This window comes from Oscillospiraceae bacterium NTUH-002-81, from assembly GCA_032620915.1.
Classification (GTDB): Bacteria; Bacillota; Clostridia; order Lachnospirales; family Lachnospiraceae; genus JAGTTR01.
This window is the reverse complement of record CP136052.1, coordinates 1676651-1699292: the sequence shown is the minus strand read 5'-3', so window position 1 is coordinate 1699292 and position 22642 is coordinate 1676651. Positions and strand designations below refer to the sequence as shown.

The 22642-nt window shown below is 52.4% G+C and carries 21 protein-coding genes and 1 tRNA gene; 9 read left to right on the top strand and 13 right to left on the bottom strand.

Features of this window, described 5'->3' with window-relative positions:
• Positions 1 to 148 precede the first annotated feature (148 nt).
• Positions 149 to 1966: a glycerophosphodiester phosphodiesterase gene (locus RJD28_08050; protein WNV59402.1), complete on the bottom strand. Its 1818-nt coding sequence runs from the start codon at positions 1964 to 1966 to the stop codon at positions 149 to 151.
• A 113-nt stretch (positions 1967 to 2079) separates the two neighbouring features.
• Between RJD28_08050 and RJD28_08045 the strand changes: the two genes are divergently transcribed.
• The 3 genes from RJD28_08045 (at position 2080) to RJD28_08035 (ending at position 3101) form a co-directional block, all read left to right on the top strand.
• Positions 2080 to 2226, top strand: a complete 147-nt coding sequence (locus RJD28_08045) for a spore coat associated protein CotJA (GenBank protein ID WNV59401.1) — start codon at positions 2080 to 2082, stop codon at positions 2224 to 2226.
• A gap of 62 nt (positions 2227 to 2288) precedes the next feature.
• Complete coding sequence (locus RJD28_08040; GenBank protein WNV59579.1) at positions 2289 to 2507, top strand: spore coat protein CotJB; 219 nt, start codon at positions 2289 to 2291, stop codon at positions 2505 to 2507.
• Entirely contained in the window at positions 2508 to 3101 is a 594-nt protein-coding gene (locus RJD28_08035; protein WNV59400.1) for a manganese catalase family protein, read from the top strand.
• Here RJD28_08035 and RJD28_08030 read toward each other — a convergent pair.
• The gene (locus tag RJD28_08030) at positions 3050 to 3850 is read right to left on the bottom strand and encodes an MBL fold metallo-hydrolase (protein ID WNV59399.1); all 801 of its coding nucleotides are present in this window, start codon (positions 3848 to 3850) and stop codon (positions 3050 to 3052) included. The genes RJD28_08035 and RJD28_08030 overlap by 52 nt on opposite strands.
• Positions 3851 to 3985: 135 nt before the next feature.
• Here RJD28_08030 and RJD28_08025 point away from each other — a divergent pair, with 135 nt between their 5' ends.
• The 3 genes from RJD28_08025 (at position 3986) to RJD28_08015 (ending at position 5324) form a co-directional block, all read left to right on the top strand.
• Positions 3986 to 4999, top strand: a complete 1014-nt coding sequence (locus tag RJD28_08025) for a recombinase family protein (GenBank protein WNV59578.1) — start codon at positions 3986 to 3988, stop codon at positions 4997 to 4999.
• Complete coding sequence (locus RJD28_08020) at positions 4986 to 5126, top strand: hypothetical protein (GenBank protein ID WNV59398.1); 141 nt, start codon at positions 4986 to 4988, stop codon at positions 5124 to 5126. Before RJD28_08025 ends, RJD28_08020 begins: the two co-directional genes overlap by 14 nt.
• Before the next feature lie 124 nt (positions 5127 to 5250).
• Positions 5251 to 5324, top strand: a tRNA-Val gene (locus tag RJD28_08015).
• Between the two features lie 76 nt (positions 5325 to 5400).
• Here the strand turns inward: RJD28_08015 and RJD28_08010 are convergent.
• The 5 genes from RJD28_08010 to RJD28_07990 all read right to left on the bottom strand — a co-directional run bounded on the left by RJD28_08010 (position 5401) and on the right by RJD28_07990 (position 10457).
• Positions 5401 to 6174, bottom strand: coding sequence for a hypothetical protein (locus RJD28_08010; GenBank protein WNV59397.1), 774 nt, complete (start codon positions 6172 to 6174; stop codon positions 5401 to 5403).
• Positions 6164 to 6889, bottom strand: coding sequence for an SGNH/GDSL hydrolase family protein (locus RJD28_08005; GenBank protein WNV59396.1), 726 nt, complete (start codon positions 6887 to 6889; stop codon positions 6164 to 6166). Before RJD28_08005 ends, RJD28_08010 begins: the two co-directional genes overlap by 11 nt.
• A gap of 3 nt (positions 6890 to 6892) precedes the next feature.
• Entirely contained in the window at positions 6893 to 7762 is an 870-nt protein-coding gene (locus RJD28_08000; GenBank protein ID WNV59395.1) for a DegV family protein, read from the bottom strand.
• 204 nt (positions 7763 to 7966) lie between these two features.
• The gene (locus RJD28_07995) at positions 7967 to 9421 is read right to left on the bottom strand and encodes a spore germination protein (protein ID WNV59394.1); all 1455 of its coding nucleotides are present in this window, start codon (positions 9419 to 9421) and stop codon (positions 7967 to 7969) included.
• A 70-nt stretch (positions 9422 to 9491) separates the two neighbouring features.
• Positions 9492 to 10457: a beta-ketoacyl-ACP synthase III gene (locus tag RJD28_07990; GenBank protein WNV59393.1), complete on the bottom strand. Its 966-nt coding sequence runs from the start codon at positions 10455 to 10457 to the stop codon at positions 9492 to 9494.
• A 184-nt stretch (positions 10458 to 10641) separates the two neighbouring features.
• On the opposite strand from RJD28_07990, the gene RJD28_07985 reads away from it, so the two are divergent.
• Positions 10642 to 11658 carry a Cof-type HAD-IIB family hydrolase gene (locus RJD28_07985; protein ID WNV59392.1) on the top strand — a complete coding sequence of 339 codons (1017 nt, stop codon included), beginning with the start codon at positions 10642 to 10644 and terminating at the stop codon, positions 11656 to 11658.
• Positions 11659 to 11684: 26 nt separating this feature from the next.
• Here the strand turns inward: RJD28_07985 and RJD28_07980 are convergent, their stop codons facing one another.
• The 6 genes from RJD28_07980 to RJD28_07955 form a co-directional block, all read right to left on the bottom strand.
• Positions 11685 to 13832 carry an RNA degradosome polyphosphate kinase gene (locus RJD28_07980; protein WNV59391.1) on the bottom strand — a complete coding sequence of 716 codons (2148 nt, stop codon included), beginning with the start codon at positions 13830 to 13832 and terminating at the stop codon, positions 11685 to 11687.
• Between the two features lie 30 nt (positions 13833 to 13862).
• A complete protein-coding gene (locus tag RJD28_07975) occupies positions 13863 to 15416 on the bottom strand; it encodes an exopolyphosphatase (protein ID WNV59390.1) in 1554 nt (517 codons plus the stop codon).
• Positions 15417 to 16593: 1177 nt separating this feature from the next.
• Positions 16594 to 17607: a lipoate--protein ligase gene (locus RJD28_07970; GenBank protein WNV59389.1), complete on the bottom strand. Its 1014-nt coding sequence runs from the start codon at positions 17605 to 17607 to the stop codon at positions 16594 to 16596.
• Positions 17583 to 18389, bottom strand: a complete 807-nt coding sequence (locus tag RJD28_07965; GenBank protein WNV59388.1) for a hypothetical protein — start codon at positions 18387 to 18389, stop codon at positions 17583 to 17585. The genes RJD28_07970 and RJD28_07965 overlap by 25 nt, the downstream gene beginning before the upstream one ends.
• Positions 18390 to 18501: 112 nt before the next feature.
• Entirely contained in the window at positions 18502 to 19626 is a 1125-nt protein-coding gene (msrB, locus tag RJD28_07960; GenBank protein ID WNV59387.1) for a peptide-methionine (R)-S-oxide reductase MsrB, read from the bottom strand.
• 29 nt (positions 19627 to 19655) lie between these two features.
• On the bottom strand, positions 19656 to 20615 hold the full coding sequence (locus tag RJD28_07955) for a TlpA disulfide reductase family protein (protein WNV59386.1): 960 nt from the start codon (positions 20613 to 20615) through the stop codon (positions 19656 to 19658).
• Between the two features lie 148 nt (positions 20616 to 20763).
• Between RJD28_07955 and RJD28_07950 the strand changes: the two genes are divergently transcribed.
• Together RJD28_07950 and RJD28_07945 are read left to right on the top strand one after the other, a co-directional pair.
• On the top strand, positions 20764 to 21441 hold the full coding sequence (locus RJD28_07950) for a response regulator transcription factor (GenBank protein ID WNV59385.1): 678 nt from the start codon (positions 20764 to 20766) through the stop codon (positions 21439 to 21441).
• Complete coding sequence (locus RJD28_07945; GenBank protein WNV59384.1) at positions 21438 to 22577, top strand: ATP-binding protein; 1140 nt, start codon at positions 21438 to 21440, stop codon at positions 22575 to 22577. The genes RJD28_07950 and RJD28_07945 overlap by 4 nt, the downstream gene beginning before the upstream one ends.
• Positions 22578 to 22642 lie beyond the last annotated feature (65 nt).

Genomic DNA, 22642 nt, shown 5'->3' with positions numbered 1-22642 from the left:
GTCACTCTTCGCAGAACCGCGCTTACGCGCTCTCCGCTGCGTTGCAGCTCATTTCTGCTCATACGTGACGCTCCGCCCATGGAGCCTGTCGGTCGGATTTCTGTGCAAGCACCGCATCCGCCCACCAGGCTCCATGGCGCAGCTGTTTTCACTCCATGGCAAATCTCATGAGTTCCAAAAAGCCCGCCCGGGTCTTGTCTTCCAGCAGGATCTCCCGCACCACGCCGGGCCGGTCGGTGATGATATTGTCCACCCCCAGCGCCTTCATGCGCCGCATAAGTTTTCGGGAATTCACCGTCCACACATGGACTTCCTTACCGGCTTCATGGGCACGCTCCATAAATCGCTCATTGACGCAGTCATAGTGCACGCTCAGGAAATCGGCGTATTCCAGCAGCTCCACTCTTCCGTAGGCCACGCTCATGATATAGCCGGTGCGGATCTGAGGATTCACTTCCTTCACATCTTTCAGGAAATCATAGCTCATGGAAGAAATGGCGCACTGATCTTCCATGCCCATCTCCGTGATCATCTCAGCAGTTTTCACCGCCACATCCGCATTGTGATGGTTGTTCTTCACCTCAATATTCAATTCCAGACGGCCCCGGCACAGCTCCAGCGCCTCCCGCAGCGTGGGAACCTGCTCTCCGGCAAAATCCGCACTGAAACTGCTGCCCGCATCCAGTGTCTTCACTTCCTCCAGCGTCGTCTCCCAGATCTTCCAGTTCACGCCGGTGGTACGCTTCAGATTGTTGTCATGGAGCAGCACCAGCTCCCCGTCCTTCGTCTCCTGCACATCGATCTCCGCATAATCGGATAAATTATTGATGGCAGCCTCCAGCGATGCCAACGTATTTTCCGGCGCCGTCTTGGCTCCGCCCCGATGGGCAGTCACCAGCGTGCCTGCATACAGATCCCGGAAAATCTGGGTGCCGTTGGAAATCACCGAATATACATAAAAAACTTCCAGCAGGATCACAAGCAGGAAAGCAAATACCCCTTTTCTCTGCTGTTTTTCAAAAAAGGGCTTCCCGGAAGCAGCACATTCCTCCGCTCTTCCGATGCAGAGCGGATCTCCTGCGGACTGCTCCAGCTTCACATACAGGCAGACGATATTCTGCAGATTCAGCGTAATGCCGATGACCCCGGACAGGAATCCCGTCACCACGCCGATGCCGTCACTTAAGGAAAACAGCACGCCCATAGCCACATGGGAATCCCAGAACGTGGACACAAACAGCGACGCGCCGAACATGAGCACATAATAAATAGCCAGAATCCCCACCGTGATGGCCGCATTGCACAGGATCACCGTCCGCAGGCACTCCCACACATGCGCCCGGAAAATCGACAGGCTCCTTCGAAACGCCGCCAGGCACCCTTTTCCCTCGCAGATCATCACCGGAACGGTAAATAAAGAGGCCACACTGAGGATCAGAAACAGCACCAGCGCACCGATCAGAATATATTTGTCATTGCCCCATTTATAAATCCGCAGCAGGGCATAATTCAGGATCTTGATATCCATGACTTCCCGGATCATAAAATGCGTACAGGCAAAAACACCGGTCATGGCCGAGATCACCAGACAGCCCGGAAAATTTTTCCGTAAAAGAGACAAAAACAGATGAAAGCCCGAGAAAAACGTCTCCCGGATGCCCCGGCTCTGCCCCGCGAAACCGTAAAACCAGCTCTTGGAGATCACACAGATTTCCAGAAAAAGTGCCGCAAGGATCACCACAAGAAAAACGGCCAGTCCCGCAAGCGTCCAGCCGTTTCGGATAAACACCGGATAATTCTCTGCCGTCAGATAGCTGTACCCCATCCGTTTCAGCGCATAGTTAAACCAGATCCGCGCCCCCTGGAGCACAGCAGCAAACAATGCCGCCCGGTATAAAAGCTCAAAGCAGAGCAAATTGATCAAATTTGTGCGAAGTTTTTTCAGAATCTGAAAATATTCTTTCATCCTGTTTCCTGTCTTTCCAACTGTTTATGCTCCCCATTATAGCACATTTGCGGAGCCCCAACATAATATATTATTGAATTTCGAGTTTTTTATGTGAGGAAGGAGCCATTTTTATGCAAAAATATACACCGATTGCCATGGCATACGTTCCCTGGCAGCATTTCGGTTCTGTCTATGATCTGGAAAAGGCATTGCAGATCGGAACGATTTTTCCGGAATTGAATATGCCTTTCCTTGGGAAACGGGGGTGTCAGATGTGAATGGAATCCCTGACAGAAATGGAACTGGACGCTCCAGAGCTTCCCTGCTCTCCTGGATCAACATGGTAAGCTTTGCCGTTGACGATATCAAACTGTTTCTCGATACGCACCCCCAGGATCCGGCGGCGCTGGAATATTTCAACACTTATTCCGAGCTTCGCAGACAGGCACTGGAGGACTTTGCGCAGGCATACTATCCGCTGACCATCGACACGGTACCCGCCTGCGCCAGAAGCTGGGAATGGGCCACATCCCCGCTTCCCTGGGAAGGAGGATGTTAAATGTTTAATTATGAAAAACGACTGCAATACCCGGTAAAAATCACAAAGCCCAATCCAAAGATCGCACAGGTGATCCTCAGCCAGTTCGGCGGTCCTGACGGAGAACTGGCTGCTTCCATGCGATATCTGTCCCAGAAATATACAGCTCCTACCCGAAAAATTGCCGGAGTATTAAACGATATCGGCACGGAAGAACTGGGCCATCTCGAGATGATCGGCGCCATCGTCTACCAGCTGACCAAAGGCATCACACCGGAGGAGGTCATGTCCTCGGGCTTTGAGAAATATTATGTGGATCATACCACAGCTCTGTGGCCCCAGGCCGCCGGCGGCGTTCCCTTCAATGCCTGCGAATTCCAGTCCAAGGGCGATCCCATCACCGATCTGATGGAAGACATGGCTGCGGAGCAGAAAGCCCGCTCCACCTACGATAATATCCTCCGACTGGTGAAGGATCCCGAGGTGGCAGACCCCATCCGGTTCCTGCGGGAACGGGAAATCGTACACTTCCAACGCTTCGGGGAAGCAAAACGGGAAGATCCCTACAGATGCAGCACCTCCAGGTCGTCCGGTACGTACAGATGGCCGGTATAATACTGCCGTCCTTCTTCCATATATAACGCTTTCCGGTTCGCTATATTTTTATCCTCCGTGTGGTACAGCACCAGATTTTTCACATGCAGCTGCTCCGCCAGCTGGCAGGCATCCTTCACCGTAGAATGGTGTTTTTCATAGGGTGAAAAAATATCTGCCTCTTTGTACAGGCAGAACGCCTCATGCAGCAGCCAGGTGCTGTTTTCCGCGTATTTCCGTTCACATTCGTTGTACGGCTCATCCCCGCAGCAGGTGAGCTTTTCTCCATTGCCCAGCTCCATACAAAACCCAAACTGCTTCGCCTTGGTGGACTGGATATCAAAAAATGTCACCTGCTTTCCAAGGATTTCCCGGCTCTCCCCGTTTTCCACTGCAACAAGATACAGCCGGTTGTCAATGCAGGCGGCCTGTTTTTTCTGCAGCAGCGCACCGGCCATACCCCGCAAAAGGCCGATGACCTCTTCATGGGCGTAGATCACAGCCTCGCCCGCATATTTTCCCTGATTCATCCCCTGACAGATCCGGCGCATCATCCAGATCACACCCAGCAGATGGTCGATATGCTTGTGGGTGACGAACATCGTATGAATGTCCTGCCAGTCAATCCCGGCCTGCTCCAGCTGATGCAGCACCGTGTTGCCGCCGCCCGCATCCACCATAAAATATCCCTTCTCGTCCCGCAGCACAAAACAGGTGTTATAGCAGTTTGTCACCATAGCATTTCCGGTTCCCAGCATGATCATATCCATAAAAGTTTTCTCCATCCTTTCTCCGCATATTCTCCAGCTATTATACTCTGCCATCGCGCTTCCCTCAACCGCATTTTTTATCAAACCGTCCGCATATGGTATAGAGAAAACATTGAAAGGCGGCTTCCCTTGCCCATGTTATATGATGCGTTGTACGCCCGCCAGTCCATAGAAAAACAGGACAGCATTTCCGTGGAAAGCCAGCTGGCCTACTGCCAGTACGAAACCCACGGAGCGCCCTTTCTTACATACGCCGATCGGGGGTTTTCCGGAAAAGACACCCACCGTCCGGGATTTACGCAGATGATGAACGATGTGCAGGCCGGAAAAATCCGCCGGGTCATCGTCTACAAACTGGATCGGATCAGCCGCTCCATTCTCGATTTTGCCAACATGATGGAACAGTTTCAGACCTTTCATGTGGAATTCGTCTCCTCCACGGAAAAATTCGATACCTCCACCCCCATCGGCCGGGCCATGCTCCACATCTGCATCGTGTTTGCCCAGCTGGAACGGGAAACCATCCAGAAACGGGTGTCCGACGCCTATTATGCCCGCTGCCGCCTGGGTCTGTACATGGGCGGCCGGATCCCCTACGGTTTTCAGCTGGCAGACACGGTGCTTCAGGGCATCCATACCTCCTGCTACGTGCCTGTCCCCGAAGAGGCACAGCAGATCCTGCTGGTCTATCGCCTGTACGCAGATCCCGACCGCTCCCTTGCCGATGTGGTCCGCTATCTGGAAAATCATCACATCGCCAAGCACCGGGGACACCCCTGGAATACCGCCCGCCTCAGCGAGCTGCTGCGCAACCCCATTTACGTGAAAGCTGATCCTTCTGTCCTTCACTTTTTCCAAAATCAGGGTACCGTTATCTGTAATCCGCCGGAGGACTTCATCGGCACCAACGGCTGCTACTTCTACCGGGATAAACAGGAAGCGCGTTCCTCCGCCTCTGCCCTCGCCCCCGGGCAGAAAAACGCCCGGAAAGGTTTTCTGGTGCTTGCCCCGCATGAAGGGATTGTCCCTGCCGATCTCTGGCTGGCCTGCCAGAATCCACGGTGTCCCAGACAGCCATTAACCTCCTGCTGTTTCCGTGATACACCATCCTGCCCGGTTCGAGGAAGCGCTTCGGATGCTCCAGGATGATCTGAACGCCCGGAACTTCTATGCCTTCAATCCGTCCTTCGACTGCTCCATCTCCTCCGCCGCAAACGGAGGCGGAAATCATGCTGGCAGCGCCTGCGACAATCCCTGTGGCAGGAATACCCGATAGCCTGCACAGCAAAGCGGCAGCTGGAAACCGTCCACGGCGTTTTCCGGCTGCCGTTTTTTCTGGCAATATTTTTTCAGTCAGGTATTGATTTTTTTCAAAAAAGGTATACAATAAGAAAAGAAATGGAAGTATAGCTCAGCTGGGATGAGCGTTCGCCTCACACGCGAGAGGTCATGGGTTCGAGCCCCATTACTTCCACTATCACGAAAACCCCGAAAGATACGAGATGTGCCGTATTTCCGGGGTTTTCTTTATTTTATAAAATATCCATTTCTCACTTTCTAATGAACGGAAGCTCCGGCAAACGATCCTCCTCTATGATACAGCACAGCATATCTGCAAATCCCTTCGGATCTCTGATCTGGTACTGCATATGCTGATGTTCCTCGAACACCGGGAAATTGCCATACGGATATGCCTTTATCACAGCATCCCGATACTTGAAATGCTCCTCAATGCTTCCAAATGCAAAATAGGTATGTCTTTGCAGTTCTTCCGGAAGCATGAGAAAAGCCCCCTCCTCCAGGCTGTCTGATAACTGCCGGCGCAGATTGCCATAGGTCAGCGCTTTGCCAGCCGCAATGAAATAGGGCTTGATGGCCGCATCCTCACACCAGAGGATTTTTTTGAGGGTACCGCCCCTGGACCAGTACAGGCTCTTGATGGCAAGGTACAAAAAGGGCATCATGATACGGCGGGTTCCTTTGCCGATCTGCGCAAACTGTCCGCCATCGAAAAACACATGCTCCACGGATAACCCGGTCTGCGCCAGAAACGCACTGGCAAGGTCTGCACCGATGGACGAGGCAACGACCAGCGCCAGACGTTCCACGCCCTGCGCCCGCAGGAATACCTCTACCTGCCGCACCTCATCGGTCTTGCCCCTGTATTTCTGCCCGGCACAGTAAACCGTAGAGGTAGGAAGGATACAGAAATAGCGATCCTGCAAATACCGCACCACCGGTTCGCTGCTCGCCCCGGTAACGCCCATGGCATGAAAAAACAGGATCGCCGGATTTTGTTTATTGCCAAACGTTTCAAATATCATACCGCATTCCTCTCCGTTCCAAATAACATTCTGCACCTCCGCAGCATTCTGGCCGTGGAAATACTTCTATACGCCCATCACGCGCCACCGGCCATCTTCCTCTCTTTTTCACCACGGACTGCGTCCACAGCGCCGCCAGCAGCTCATTGCCCTTCCGGGTCAGATGCATGCCGTCCACCGTCAGGGCATTTTCCCCGAATTCCCGGCAGGCTTTCATCATGCCATCATAGAGGGGCACATAGCCCGCCCCATACTTTTTCTGCATGGTCTGGATGAGGCGTATCTCCTCCCGGACATACACATGCCACTGCTGCAGATAGGGCGGGTGAAAGAAGACGAAGGGCTCCATGAGGATCAGCTTTGCTTCCGTCTCCCGGCGGATATCTGCCAGCAGCCGCTGGTAATCGTTGGAAAACCGCCACATGCCGCCGGTGTAATCCATGTCAAAATATTCCGCAATGTCATTCACGCCAACAAGCACTGTCACCACATCCGGGCGCAGTGCTTTGCCGTTTTTCTGCCAGTAATGCAAAAGATCTCCGGCGGTAAAGCCGTTGAAGCCGCAGTTGATCACCTCATAGTCCGGATCCAGCCGCTCCATGTATTCAGAGATGAGCCGCACATACCCGTCACCCAGGGCTTTTTCATGAAAATCCCACAGATGGCCGCAGTCGGTGATGCTGTCCCCGATAAAAAGAAGGCGTTTTTTTGCCATAAATTATCGCTTCTCCCCCATAAAAAACAATGCCAGGGTACCAGGGCCGGAATGTGCGCCGATGGTGGGCCCTACATAATCAATGAGGTACGCCTGGATGCCGGTACGCTCTTCCACCAGCTCTTTCAGCCGGTTGGCATCCTCGATACAGTCCCCATGACTGATAAAGATGATATCATTTTTGTCCTTCCAGTCTCCCAGCCGCTCCTCCATCATATCCACCAGCTTGGAAATGGATTTTTTCCGGCCTCTGACTTTGGACAGGGCGATGAGATGTCCCTCATCATCCACATGGAGCATGGGCTTGATGTTGGCCAGTGTCCCTAAAAATGCCGCCGTCCGGGATACTCTGCCGCCGCGGTACAGATGATTCAGGTCATCCACGGTAAACACATGGCACAGGTGCAGCTTGTTGGCCTCCAGCCATTCCCGGATTTCCCCAAGGCTTTTGCCTGCCTCCTTCATCTGCACAGCCTTGTGCACCAGCAGTCCCTCGCCCAGGGATGCACAGAGAGAATCCACCACCGCAATGGTCGCCTCGGGATATTCCCCGGACAACTCCTCCACCGCCATACGCACGCTGTTGTAGGTGCCGCTTAACCCGGAGGAAAAAGCGATGTACAGAACATCGTATCCCTGCCGGAGCACTGCCTCCAGTACCTCTCTTGCCTGCTGCGGATTCACCTGAGAGGTGGTGGGCATGCTGCCCGCACGCATCCTGGCATAAAAAGTCGGGTAATCCAGCGTATTTTCTCTTGTGTACGTCTCTCCGTCCAGCAGATAGGGCAGCCAGGCCAGCGTCAGATCATGCGCCTGGATATAGCTTTCCGGCAGATCTGCGGTATTATCCGTTAAAATTTTGAATTCTCTCATATGCAGCGTACTCCTTTATTTTTATTCCGAAAATTCTTCTTCATCATCTCACGAACACGCGCTACCGCGCTTTTATTGCTTGCTGCGCAGGCTGTTCGTTCATCTGTATCATTATACCATTTCCTTCACCTGCAAGTAAATACTGAACTGCATATTCCGCTTCTTGTCTGCCGTTTTTCAAACAGTCATCCCATTATTTGTTCATTATTTTCCTCCACCCTCTCCTTTCTTTTCCTCATAGGTGTGCGGCACCCGCACCCGCAGAAAACGTCGTGCACATTCCTTGGGATCAAAGGGGATCAGCGGATAAATATAGCTCTTCCCGGCCACGGTTTTGTTGAAGCAGATAAATAAAATCACCACGATGAGGCCGCCCACGAATCCCCAGACATCGAAGAGCCGGGTGGTGAACAGCAGCATGATCCGCATAAATTTCAGCGCATACCCCAGTTCCAGACTGGCCTGGGTATAGTTGGCCAGCGCCACAAAGGCCATATAGACCAACACCTCGGAATTGAACCAGCCGGATTTCACCGAAAATTCTCCCAGCACCAGCGCCGCGATGATGCTCAGCGGCGTTGTCAGCACAGAGGGCGTGTTCAGTGCCGCCAGCTTCAGACCGTCCACAGCCAGCTCCAGGATGAGAAACTGCCACAGCAGCCCCACATGGATCTCCTCTTTTACCATGACAAAGGACAGCCAGTCCGGCACCACCTCCGGATTTTGCATCATCAGCAGAAACAGCGGCGTGATGATCAGCGTCACAATGGCAATGAGAAAACGGGACAGCCGCAGGTAGGTGCCCGTAATAGGCGGAAAATAATAGTCGTCCGCCTCCTCCACAATGTCAAAAATGGATGTGGGAATGACCATGGCCGACGGGGAATTGTCCACCAGAACAACAATATTTCCCTCCAGAATACAGGCCGACACCGTATCCGGCCGCTCGGTGTACTTGAATTTTGGAAACGGATTGTACCATCGCCGTTTGTACAGGCACTCCGCCAGGCTTTCCTGGTTCATGGTCAGCGCATCCACATCCACGGTCTGCAGGCGCTTTCGGATCTCTCCCAGCAGCTGCTGATCCACCCGCCCATCCATGTAGCACAGTACCACATCGGTCTTGGATGCCCGCCCCACATTTTGAATCTCCACCCGGAAATCTGCATCCCGGATCCGGCGGCGGATCAGTGCCGTATTAAAGATCAGCGTCTCCACAAAGCCATCCCGGGAGCCCCGCAGCACCTTGTCCTTCTGGGGCTCCTCCACTCCCCTGGCCGGGTACGTCCGACAGTCGATGGCAATGCAGCAGTCATATCCGTCCACAAACAGACAGAGCACGCCGGCAAACAGATTTTTCCCCAGATCCTCATACCGCGCAAGAAGCTCCACCTCCACATAGGGCAAATGGTCTTCCACCAGCTGCCTGGCGGTGGCCGGCATATCCGCCTCTGCAATGCCATACAGAGAATCCATGATTTTCAGCATGGCCTCATCCTTCGTAAACCCGTCCACAAAATAAAAGCAGCACGCCCGACCGCCCACTGTCATTTTCCGTTCCAGCAGGTCAAAACTTTTGCTGATGGCAAGCATCTGCTCACATATTTTCATATTCTCTTCCAGATTTTTCGAAATCTTTTCCGGTCTGTTTTTTTCCATAAAAAATCCCACATTCCTTTCGCAATCGTCCTTCCTATTGTCTGTGAATGTAGGATTTTTATTCATAGGATCACCACTGAAACAAAGCGGTTCCCCAGGTCAGCCCGGCGCCAAAACCGGACAGAACGACGGTCTGTCCCCGTTTCAGCAGTCCTTTGCGGTTCGCCTCATCCAGCAGGATCGGAATGCTGGCTGCGGATGTATTGCCGCAGGCTTGCATATTCATGGGAAACTTGCTGACCGGCGCCCCGATCCTTCTGGCCGCCGCCTGCAAAATGCGCTCGTTGGCCTGGTGCAGCAGGAAAAGATCCACGTCTTCTGCCGTCAGACCGGCCTTCTGTAAAACCAGCGCCACCGTCTCCGGCACTTTTTTTACTGCGAACCGGAAAACCTCCTGGCCGTCCATGAAGATATAGGGAGCAAAACCTTGATCTGTCGCAACAAACGGACTTCGTAACGGTCTTCCCGGACAGGACAGCGCCTCTCCCCGGCTGCCGTCACTTCCCTGGTCGAAATAATACATCCGCGCCGGATCTGCCTCCACCACTGCGGCACCGGCGCCGTCCCCAAACAGCACACAGGTGTTCCGATCCTGCCAGTCCACCAGCTTGGACAGCACCTCTCCGCCGATGACCAGTGCCTTCCGGTACAGCCCCGCAGCCATATACGCCTGAACTGTGTTCAACGCGAACAGAAAACCGGAGCAGGCCGCATTGATCTCAAAGGCGGTCGCATGAACAGCGTTCAATTCTCGCTGCACCTCGCACCCGGTGTTAGGCAGTGCCCGGTCACCGGAAAGCGTCGCCACCACGATCAGCTCCAGCTCCTCCGCCTGCATCCCGGCATTTTCCAGCGCCCGCCTGGCCGCGCGCACACACAGCTCCGTCGTCGTCTCCCCTGTGGAAATATGCCGCTGCCGGATGCCTGTCCGGGATGCAATCCACTCGTCCGAAGTGTCCACCATCTTCGTCAGCTGCTCATTGGTTACCATATTGGAAGGAAGGGCGCTGCCCGTTCCCAGTATTTTCAATCCCATTTTCGATTCCTCTTTTTATTTTGATTGTCAAAGTATCTATCGTCAGTATACGAAATATCTTCCCTTTTGTCAAGAAAACATGCTATAATATGAACGCAAGTGAGTCATTATGCTCGCATAAATGACGAACGGTGAATATCGAACGAACGGCCTGTGTATGCAGGCAATGAAAAAGGAGAATCCTATGACTTTTAAAGAACGTTTTTTCCTCGGAGAGATCCCCTTCGAGGACATTGACCGATATACGAGCCGCTGGAATTTCAGCGATGAGACGTGCACTCTGGCCGCTTACCTTGGCCTGAACGGTGAAGAAGAGGATGTGTGGATCAGCCAGAGTGACGAGGCGCTGGAGGCGCTGCTGGAAAAGGAGAAGGCAGCCTATCTCGCCTGCCCTACAAAGATCCTGTTTACCGATCTGGACGGCACGCTGCTGAACAACAACAAGGAGATTTCCCCTGCCAACCGGGAAGCTATCCGTCTGGCCCGGGAAGCCGGACATATCATCGTCCTCACCACAGGGCGGCCCATGGCTTCCATTCTGCCGCTGGCTCAGGACCTCCAGCTGGATGGCCCCGGCAGCTATATCATCGGCTTCAACGGCTCCGTTGTGTATGACTGCGGGGAACAGCGTTTTCTCATGAACCGCACCATTTCCCTGGACGATGTGCTTTCCGTTTTCGATGCGGCGGAAAAAGCCGGCATCCACTGCCAGTCCTATGAGGAGAACCATGTGCTCTACCTGCGGGACGATGAGGAAGGGCGCTCCTACTTTGAGCATACCCACACCCCCTGCCAGATCATTGCCGGAACAGACGAGCTTTCCAAGGAACCCAACAAACTGCTGCTCATCGACCTGCACAATCACCAGAAGCTGGAGGATTTCCGCGCCGCTGTGGAGCCAAAGTTCCAGGGCCGCATTCAGTTTGTTTTTTCCAGCAATACCTATCTGGAGGTCATTCCCGCCGGGACATCCAAGGGAAATGCCCTGCATTTTCTGTGCAATTACCTGAACATTCCCGTGGCCAACACGGTGGCTGCCGGAGATTCAGAGAACGATCTGTCCATGATCCGGGAAGCGGCCATCGGCGCTGCCATGGCCAACAGCATGGTACCGGTCAAAGAGGCTGCTGACTATGTGACCATGGCCGACAACGATCATGACGGTTTTGCCGAGATCATTAAAAACTGCCTGCTGAAATAATCTCAGCAGGCAGTTTGCCTCTTCTGTTAATCTTCCACATCCGGGACGGGTTCCTCCGGAACAAATACCCGGTCATGGGTCTCATCCGGTTCCTGTTTTTTCTTCGCCTTTTCTTTTGCCTCTTCCACAAAATAATCCTGGGCGATCAGCGCCGCCTTGCCCCGGCGGTCCACCTTCTCATAATTGCCGTCCGGCATGAGCAGATGGGCCTTGCACGTATCCGCCAGCTGGATTTCCAGAATGTGAATGGCCTCAGCCTTTTTGTCAGGATCCTCAATGGGGAACATGATCTCCACCCGTTTATCCAGGTTTCGCGGCATCCAGTCCGCACTTCCCATATACACATCTTCCTGGCCGTTGTTCAGGAAATAAAAGATTCTGGCATGCTCCAGAAAATTGCCGACGATGGAACGCACCCGGATATTTTCGCTAACACCGGGAATGCCCACCCGCAGCGTGCAGATGCCCCGGACGATGAGGTCGATCTGTACCCCGGCCGCCGATGCCTCATAGAGCGCCGCAATGATCTCCTGGTCGCAGAGGGAATTCATCTTGGCAATGATCCGGGCCGGATGGCCGTTTCTCGCATTGTCCCGCTCTCTGCCGATGAGCTCCAGGAACTTATCCCGCAGCCAGAGCGGCGCCAATGTCAGCTTGTTCCAGGACATGGGCTCCGAATAACCGGAAAGCATGTTGAATACGGCCGTGGCATCCTCGCCGATGGCCGGGGAACACGTCAGAAGTCCGCAGTCCGTGTACAGCTTGGCGGTGGCATCGTTGTAGTTGCCGGTACCCAGATGGACGTACCGGCGGATGCCCTCCTCCTCCCGGCGCACCACCAGGGTGATCTTGCTGTGGGTTTTCAGCCCCACCAGACCATAGATCACATGGCAGCCTGCTTTTTCCAGCATCTTCGCCCACACGATATTGTTTTCCTCATCAAAACGGGCTTTCAGCTCCACCAGCACGCTGACCTGCTTACCGTTCTCTGCCGCCTGGGCCAGTGCCGCGATAATCGGAGAATTGCCGCTGACCCGGTACAGCGTCTGCTTGATGGCCAGCACCTGGGGATCCCGCGCCGCCTGCTTCACAAAGCCCACCACCGGATCAAAGCTCTGATACGGATGGTGCAGCAGAATATCGCCATGACGGATCTGATCAAAAATACTCTCCTCTGTCATGGTCTCCGGTACCGGCTGAGGCTCATGGGCAGGCGCTTTCAGCTCCTCATAACCCTTCAGACCATACAGCTTCATGGCAAAAGTCAGATCCAGCGGCCCGTTGATCTTGTAGACCTCCGACTCATGGACATGGAATTCTTTTTTCAAAATCTTAAAGAGCGGTTTCTCCATCCGGTCTTCCACTTCCAGACGGATGACCTCGCCCCACTGCCGCCGTTTCAGCTGCTTCTGGATCTCCTTCAGAAGGTCGGCGGCCTCATCCTCGTCGATGGTCAGGTCGGCATTTCGCATGACCCGGTACGGATGGGCGCAGATCACATCGTAGCTTAAAAACAGCCGGGAAATATTCCGCTCAATGATCTCCTCCAGCAGGATCACGCTGCGCACCCCGTCATCCGAAGCCGGGAGCTCCACGATTCTTGGCAGCACCGACGGCACCTGTACCGTGGCAAACTCCACCTCGCTGTCCGGCTGATCCTTCTTACGCACCAGCGCACCGATGTTCAGCGTCTTGTTGCGCACCAGCGGAAACGGCCGGGAAGAATCCACCGCCATGGGTGTCAGCACCGGGTACACATTTTCTTTAAAATAACGGTCTGCATACTCAGCCTGATCCGGCCGCAGATCCTCATGCTCCTTGATAAAGTTCAGCCCCACGCCGCGCAGCGCCGGAACTAGGGAACGTAGGAAGGTCGAATACTGTACGTTCACCAGCTCATGCACATCCTGGCTGATGGCCTCCAGCTGATCCGAGGCAGACATACCTGCCATATCCTTCTTCGTGTAACCCGCATTGACCATATCCTTCAGAGAAGCCACCCGGATCATAAAAAATTCATCCAGGTTGGAGGCGGAAATGCTCAGAAATTTCAGCCGTTCAAACAGGGGCAGCGTCTTGTCTCTGGCCTCCCCCAGTACCCGGTCGTCAAATTGGATCCAGCTCAGTTCCCGGTTTTTGTAATATTCCGGTTTCAAAAAATCATCCGTGCTCATTTTTCTATTCTCCTGCTTCATCATTCATCCTCATCCGTTCAGTCTTTTTTTCATGCGGATCTCCGGGCGGATCCCGAATACCTCTTCAAAAAACTCCGCTTTATCCGGGAACAGTCCCCGCTCCAGTGTCATATCCTCGTCCGTATCCACCGTCAGCACCAGCTGGCTTCCTTTCAGGGAGGCTTTCATTTCCCGGATCTTCTGCTTGTGGCTGCGATCCAGGGCGTTGGCTACCCGGAGAATGGCCACCAGCTTGGCGATCTTCAGATAGCTTTCCTCCTCGATGTCTTCCTTGGCTGCCAGTTCATCAAACCCGGCGAAATCTGTGATCACGTAGCGCACAATGTTGGCCACCAGGTTCCGCTCCTTGTGAGACAGACCGATGATCTCCGTGGACATGATGATATTATAGTTACACTCCGGCGCCTTGGAAATGGTGATGAATTTTCCGCAGTGATGGAGCTGCACGGAAATATTCAGCAGCAGCCGGTCTCTGTCCTTGAGCCCCGCAGGTTTTCGCATGGCGTCAAAGATCGTCAGCGCCAGATCCGCCACATGGGCCACATGGGGCCGGTCTGCCTGGTAACGCTTGGCAATATTTTTTGCTGCCGCCAGGATATCATTTTCAAAATTATGGCTGCCCCGGATGATCTTATGCTGCTCCGCATAGTCGTATGCCAGGCCGTCGCTTAAGTTCAGGCCCGGCGCCCAGATCAGTTCCGCCGGGGTATCCTTCAGAAGCTTCCGGTATACTACCAGCGCCGGCAGGATCATGGACTCGTTCTCCGCCGGGATCTCCAGCCGCTTGGCAATCTGCGCCGGAGACAGGGCAATGAGCTGCTCCATATCCGCCATCAGTTCTTCCTTCGTCACAAAGGGCGTATCCCCTTCCGGCTTCTTCCGGTAACGCCTGACCACATAATTGATGTAATCGCCGATGAGAATGACGCTGCGGATCTCCCGGTCCTTCACATACATCCGCTGAAAAGCACCGATCTCACTGTTTACCAGCTCTTCAATGAGCGGCACCATGTAAGATGGCCGGTCTTCCAGACGCTGCAGCCGCTCCCGGATACGGATGATGCCCATGCGGATATTTTCCGTCGTCACCAGCCGATCCTTGTCAAACAGGGACAGCTGGATGCTTCCGCCGCCCACATCGAAGATCGCCGTGCCCTTCTGGATCATTTTTTCAAAAGATTTGCCCTGGTAGGCAATGGATTTGTAACCCAGGAACCGCTGTTCGGAATTGCTCAGTGCCTCCACCGTCATGCCGCTGCGCACCTTGATGTGATCCAGCACGATCAGCGCATTGTCCGACTCCCGGATGGCACTGGTCACGCAGGCCCGGTACGCCTGCACCTGGTACTCTTTCATGATATGCATAAAATCCGTAAGAATGACACACAGTTCATCCATTACCTCTGTACTGATCCTGCCTGTCGTATAGGCGTCTCTTCCCAGATCGATCCGATGACGGACATAGGTAATCTCTCGCATGCCATACTTGGATGATAATTCAAAAATCTTCATTCCCACTTCGTAGGAACCAATATCAACACCTGCAAATGTTGTAATCTGCATACACACACCTCTTTCAGAAGGTTTTGATTTTATTTTACACGTTTCAGGGGAAAAACTCCATAGAAAAGGGGAAGAATTTACAAGGAGTTTACGAAGTGGAAAATCGGCAACGTTCAGTCGCACCATTCGCAAAAAGGGAGCGTCCGAATGGACGCTCCCCTATCATCAATTATGTAATTTGCTCATTTATTCCATTGGTTGCTTCCTGTATGCACAAACCGTCTGAAAACATTACTATTTCGGTGGTCTATACCTTCCTTTTCTCAGATTATAAACAGATGACTGTCTGTTCTGTGGAGACGGTCTATCTCATACACCTGTTTTCTTCGGACTCCCTCTGCCCTCCTGGAAAAGCTTTTCCCTTTCCCCGGCAACTTCTCCAACGTTCCCTTCTGAAAATCTTCTGTCCTGCCTGCCGCCTGTCCTATCTCCCCGGACACTTCGGGGCACGCGGTACAGTTTTCATCTCAGAGCTTCTGTTGTTTGCCGCCTGCGGCGGTTACACTTCTCTTTCTTCGAGGGTGAGCAGCTCGTCTTCCGATAAACTTCGGTAATCAATCCTCTTCTCACGGTTCCTTCATCTTACCATTCAATCAAATATCCGGTGGTCCGTACCTTCCTTTCGTCAGATTATGAATAAAAAATCTAATTATCTGGTGGTCTGTACCTTCCTTTCTGTTATTTTATGATGGAAGAAGGTTTGTGTACAAGCTGCATACCATGACTGATATCAAATACATGTACTTATTCAGTTGTCTTTCCTTCGCCTGTCTGCTGAGGATGGCGGCAACTACTGATTCCATTTCTCCTGTTCTGTAAGATCATTTCCTGCTTTCATCTTTCTTTACAGATGAAGCTCTTACATCTCTTCTGCGCTCTTATCCTCTGCCATGTGAAGGTTGTTGTCGATCTCATCAATTACTTCATATCTTCCAAAGTAACTGATGAGGCTAAGCTCTGCTTCCTGACCCATTGGAATCACCTCTGTCTTCTTGGAAATATCTGTTTGTTTTATGTATTTCCTTTTGATGATTTGATTATATATCAGCCCGCTCCTTTTGTCAATACTATTTCTGTATATTTTAAAAAATATTTTTAACCTTTCATTATGTTTTATTAATTGTTTGTATATTTTAAAATTTTAGTCAAATTAACGTTCTTTTTAATTATTTAATATTCAAAGAAGCCCACACAGCATACGCGCCAATATGTGAGCTGTAAGCCCGCAGATATACTGTTCAGGCCTGCAGGTCTGCAGAAATGCTTCCAGTTCCCCCGGCTCAATCCTGCATCCCAACAGCTGTTCTTCCAATTCAGAGACTGGCAAAAACTCCATGAAATCTCCGCGCAGGGTGATTTCACTGATCCGTCCGCCCAATACAGAGAAACTGGTTTCCACTATCCCGCAGCCTTCTATCCTTCTTCTCCTGGTAACCTCATACACAGGGAAGGTTCCCACATTCCATGCCCATGTCGCATACCGGTTCTGCTTCAGCAATTCTATCTGCCGCAAATCTTCTTCCGTCCACATATACTGATGCGGCATATCTGTTCCGAATACCTCTTCCCTCAGAACTGCGCTGAAAACATCCGGTTCAATCACATAACCCGCACATAAGGACAGACTGGTTACCCTGCTTTTTACTGAGGCAATTCCTTTGGATTCGATCTTGTCTGAAGAAACCGTAAGCACCTGTTCCATCGTTTCCCGGTCTGTCTGCAACAGGATCGTTCCATGATGCATGGTTCTGCCACGCTCCACATACCGGGCATTGCCGGAAAATTTTCTGCCATCGGCCGTCACATCATTACGTCCTTCTATTCTTGCCTGAATGCCAAATCTCCGGCATGCTGCCAGCAGCGGCGCTGCAAACCGTTCCATGGACAATTCCGGTACCGCACCACGCACAATAAACGTAAAGTTCAGATTGTTCAGATCATGATAAACAGCTCCCCCGCCGGAAAGACGGCGGACAACGGGAATGTGATGCTGTTCTGCGTAGAGGAGATTGACTTCCTGCTGTGCATTCTGATGCTTTCCGATGATCACAGAAGGACGGTTTCTCCAAAGCATAAAATACTCCTCCTGCGGATCCAGATGTCCAAAGGCATATTCTTCCAGTGCCAGATTAAAAGTCGGATCTGTGGACGGACTTTCCAGATAAATCATCGAAACTTCCCTTTCATCCATTCAAACAGTCCCCGGGAATGCTCTCCCGGTTCTGTTTGCTCTGTTGTTTTCTCAGTTTCCGTCTGCACAACTGTTTCACCGGTTCCTCCTGTCACTCCGGGTTCTGCTGATGGCATCTTCAGCTGGCAGGCATTGGTCTCATCCGGTTTTACAAAATCCCGCTGGATCAGCTCCGGTTCATACTCTGTATCTACTGCCTGAATTTGTTCTGTCAAATTGTCATACAGAATTGCATACCGGCTGCGAATCTCTTCAGGTGCATTGTTTGTCCGCTTGGAAATAGCTTTCCCCATATCAACCTCATACTTACGTACCTTGCATAGTTCCACCATACAATGCACTGCCAGTTTTTTTGCTGACAGCACACTGCTCTCCCCGTCCAAAGGAAGCTGCGTAAGTCGCTCTCCAACTACAACTGCTTCCTGCAGCGCATCTGCTGCCAGACGCATGCTGTTCCGGTAAGATTCCACAATCTCATTCGTCATACTCACAGAGGAAAACGTATCCTCATAACGCTGTACGGCTTTTATCACCTCAACCGTAAATAAATGATACAGAAGCTGCTGCTGTTCCGGATTGCCTTTACTGTATTTTCCCGCCTTCCGAAACAGATCAATCGCCTGCTCCATCGTAAAATGAGAAAAATTACTTCTGGCCGCCAGTCCGCATGCATGGTACAAATATACCTCAAAATCCTGACTGTCACCGGCCTCTGCCTTCCTGCATGCCCGATCCAGTGCTGCATACTTTTTACTCTCATACAGTTCTTTTAATTCTTCCACATCCGTTCCCTCCTGTTTTGTCAGGATAGTTCAAATACTACCTGTTTATTATACTTTTATTTACTTCACTTAATTCATTACGGACACAAGCAAATCTTCTGGTTTTTAAGCTTTATTTACAGATATATTCCTCAAAAAGATACAGAAGATACCCATACCCCTCGGCTTCCATCTTTGCATAAGGCACAAAACGAAGAGACGCACTGTTGATACAGTAGCGCACACCGTTGGGAGATACCGGGTCATCAGTAAACACATGGCCGAGGTGAGAGTCTCCCGCACGGCTTCTGACCTCTGTGCGGCGCATCCCGTGACTTAAGTCCTCAAGTTCCACCACAGAAGGCTCCTCAATGGGCTTTGTAAAGGCGGGCCAGCCGCAGCCACTCTCAAATTTGTCTATGGAGGAAAAAAGTGGCTCGCCGGTAACCACATCCACATAGATGCCTTTCTCGAACTGATTCCAGAACTCGCCGGCAAAGGCGCGTTCGGTGCCGTTCTCCTGAGTAACACGGTACTGCTCCTCCGTCAGTTTGTCAAGAATGAATTCCTCAGCAGGCTTTTTATAATCGCCCGGATCGATACGCAGCCGGGAAAATAGTTCCATCTCCGCTCTGGGGATATGGCAGTAACCATTCGGATTCTTCTCCAGATAGTTCTGGTGGTACTCCTCGGCCGGATAGTAGGTTTTCAGCGGGCCAATCTCCACGAAGAACTGCCCGCTGCGTCCTTGTTCAATCCGCGCGATGCGCTCCACCGTCTCCTTCGCTTTATCATTTGTGTAGTAAACACCGGTCTGATACTGACTGCCCCGGTCGTTGCCCTGCCTGTTTTCTACCGTAGGATCAATAACATAGAAGTAAGCCAAAAGCAGGGCATCAAGACTCACCTGCTCAGGATCATACTCCACCCGCACGGTCTCCCGAAATCCGGTGTTTCCCTTGCAGACGGTCTGGTAGTTTGCGTCTGCTTTATCGGTACCGTTAGCGTAGCCGCTCTCGGCATCAAGGACACCGGGAATGGACTGCATCAGCTGTTCCATGCCCCAGAAGCAACCGCCAGCCAGATAGATGACGTTTTCTGTGGTATCCATCCTGTACGTACACGTCTCGCCGGACATATCAGAGGACTGTCCGATTATTTCCTTTGCATCCGTTTTCTGTGGTATATTTTTCTGCCAGACAGCGCATCCACTCAGCAGCACCGCGATAAGCAACAGCCCCAGATCTCTATGTACCATGGAATTCTCCTTTCCGCTCTCTTCTTTCCTCAGTCCATATCGTCGGCAAGAGCTTGATCGATGAGTTTTTGCAGTGCCTCCCCCTGCTTCTTTTCAGTGATGGCACCCACGATGGGCTCACCCACGATGTTGCCGTTTCGATCCACAACATAGGTGGTCGGATAGGCAAAGATGTTGGTGGTAAACTTTCCGGCCTCTCCGGTGGAATCAAAATACACGTTCTGATAGGTGGCGTTCTTTTTCATCAGTACATCCTTTGCATCAGAAATCGCCGTTTCGTCACCGTCCAACGTGAAGGCATTAACACCAATGAGTGCGCCGTCCCTCTCTGCAAGCTCGCGATTCAGCCCGTCCAACTCGGCAAGCTCGCCTACGCAGGGGTTGCAGGTGGTAAACCAGAAGTTCACCACGGTGACAGCATTGCCTGAGAACAGTTCGTCGCTCTTCACCGTGTTCCCATCCAGATCCTTTCCCTCAAAGGCAGGGAACCTCTGTGTGCTGCCGTCATCAGAAGCCATGCTCATGTCGCTGTCCGCGGACATACTCATATCGCTGTCCATAGATAGCTGTGCCACCTCCGGATATTCTTCCTCCAGCGCGGTCAGCTTCTTTTCAATATCACTGATCTTAGTGGCAGACGCCTTCAGCATCTCGTACTCCTCAGCAGTGAACTGATCCTTAATGGCCTCAATGGTGTCCAGCAGGAAATCACCGTAGTTTTTTCCATCCTCCACCATGACCATGCCCTTGTCAGCTTCCATGAAAACCTTTTCCCAGAGCCCCGTATTTTCTGAAAGAAGTATGTTCTCCTGCTCCAGCAGCTTCTTGTGTAAAGTGAGTGCCTCCTCAGCGTTTTTCGGCTCATCGGTCATGGAAGCATCATTACTATTCATATTCGCCGTCTTGTTATCTCCCTTCACACCGCAGGCAGCCAGACTGCATACCAGCACCAGTGCCAATACCAGGGACAAAAGTTTCTTTGTATTCATGTTCATTCCTCCTTTTTTATGCTATTATCATAACGCAGGAAAGTTAAAGTCTCTGTTAAGAACGAAATCTTAACGCAAATCTTATCCGTTTCTGCTATACTGAAGGCAACTAAAAAAGCTTGTAAAGTAAAAGTAAAGGAGGAGTGTTATGCACCTTTTGGTCATTGAAGACGAGCGTGCCCTGTGTGAGACCATCGTCCGCAGCCTGCGGCGCCTGGCCTACAGCGTGGACTGCTGCTATGACGGTGAAAAAGCGTTGGAGCTCATCGCTGTCGAAAAATACGATCTTATCCTGCTGGATCTGAACCTGCCGGAGAAAGACGGCATGACGGTGCTGCGCACCCTGCGTCATACTGACCGGGAAACCAGGGTGCTCATCCTATCCGCCCGCGGTGAGGTAGAGGACAAGGTGGAGGGGCTGGACGCTGGAGCCAACGACTATCTGGCAAAACCTTTTCACCTGGCCGAGCTGGAAGCCCGCATCCGCAGCCTGACCCTGCGGCAGTTCACCCAACGGGATGTGCTGTTGAGCTGTGGATGTCTGAACTTCGATACCCGTTCCCGCACTGCTGCCGTCAATGGGCAAGCCCTGACACTGACCCGCAAGGAGACAGGGATCCTGGAATACCTGATGGTACATCAGGGACGGCCGGTAAGTCAGGAGGAGCTGATGGACCATGTCTGGGACAACAGCGTGGACAGTTTCAGCAACTCCATCCGGGTCCACATCTCTGCCCTGCGCAAGAAGCTTCGCGCCGCACTGGGCTATGACCCCATCCGCAATCGCATTGGCGAGGGCTACCTGATAGGAGGCGAGGAAACATGAGAAAACTTTCCTTACAGTGGCGCATCACCTTAATGACCATCCTGCTCATCGGTATCACCTGCGTTACCATGAAGCTGCTGCTCTGCTCCTCCGGTGTCCACTACATGGATTCCATCGGAGAATCCCTTCAGGACTACCCAATCGGTGGCGAGCCCGCTTTCTTTGATCCGCAGACGACAGAGCCCGGGCAGGATGTCACCATCGTTATCCATGGGGCACAGGAGGATTTCTGTATGACCAACTGGTACATCACTGCGGCAGTGACGGTATTGGGCGGCATCCTGGCCTATTTCGTCAGTGGACACGCCCTGAAGCCTCTGCACAACTTTACCTCTCAGGTGGAAAAGGTGCAGCTGAGCACGCTTGCAGACATGCAAATGAACGAGGACGCCCTGCCGGAATTCCGGCAACTGAGCCACTCCTTCAACAAGATGCTGGAACGGCTGAACAATGCCTTTGCCGCCCAGCGGCAGTTCACCGGCAACGCTGCCCATGAGCTGCGAACACCGCTGGCACTGATGCAGGCACAACTGGAACTGTTTTCCGCAGAGCATCCCGACGTACTGCCAGAAACGGCCAATTTTCTCTTCCTGCTGCGGGAGCAGACAGAGCGACTGACCCAAATGACAAAAACCCTGCTGGAAATGAGTAATCTGCAACAGGTGGCCCGGAACGAACAGATCCAGCTGGCGCCCATGGTCGAAGAGATTTTTACGGATCTTGCGCCGCTGGCGGAGAAGCGCAACATCACCCTGGAAGTAGATGGAGATGGCGTCATGACCGGAAGCGATGCGCTGATCTACCGACTGCTCTTTAATCTTACAGAAAATGCCGTCAAGTACAACCGTCCGAATGGCTCCGTGCGGGTTTCAGTTTTGCAGAAGCCGGAAAAGCTCCTGATCCGTGTTTCTGACACCGGCTGCGGCATCCCGGAAGAATATCAGCGAAGCATCTTCCATCCCTTCTTCCGGGTGGATAAGTCCCGCAGCCGGGAATACGGAGGCGCAGGGCTCGGACTCTCCCTGGTCTGGGAGATCGCCGATCTCCACAACGGCTCCGTTTGGGTGGATGAAAGCTCAGAAAACGGTTCCACGATCGCAGTAGAATTTTTAACGCAGCATACAGTAAAACCCTAAAACCCTTTTATTCGTTATCTCTTCGCCTGCCGCCCCGCGGCGTTCCTCACTGTGGGGTGCTCAGA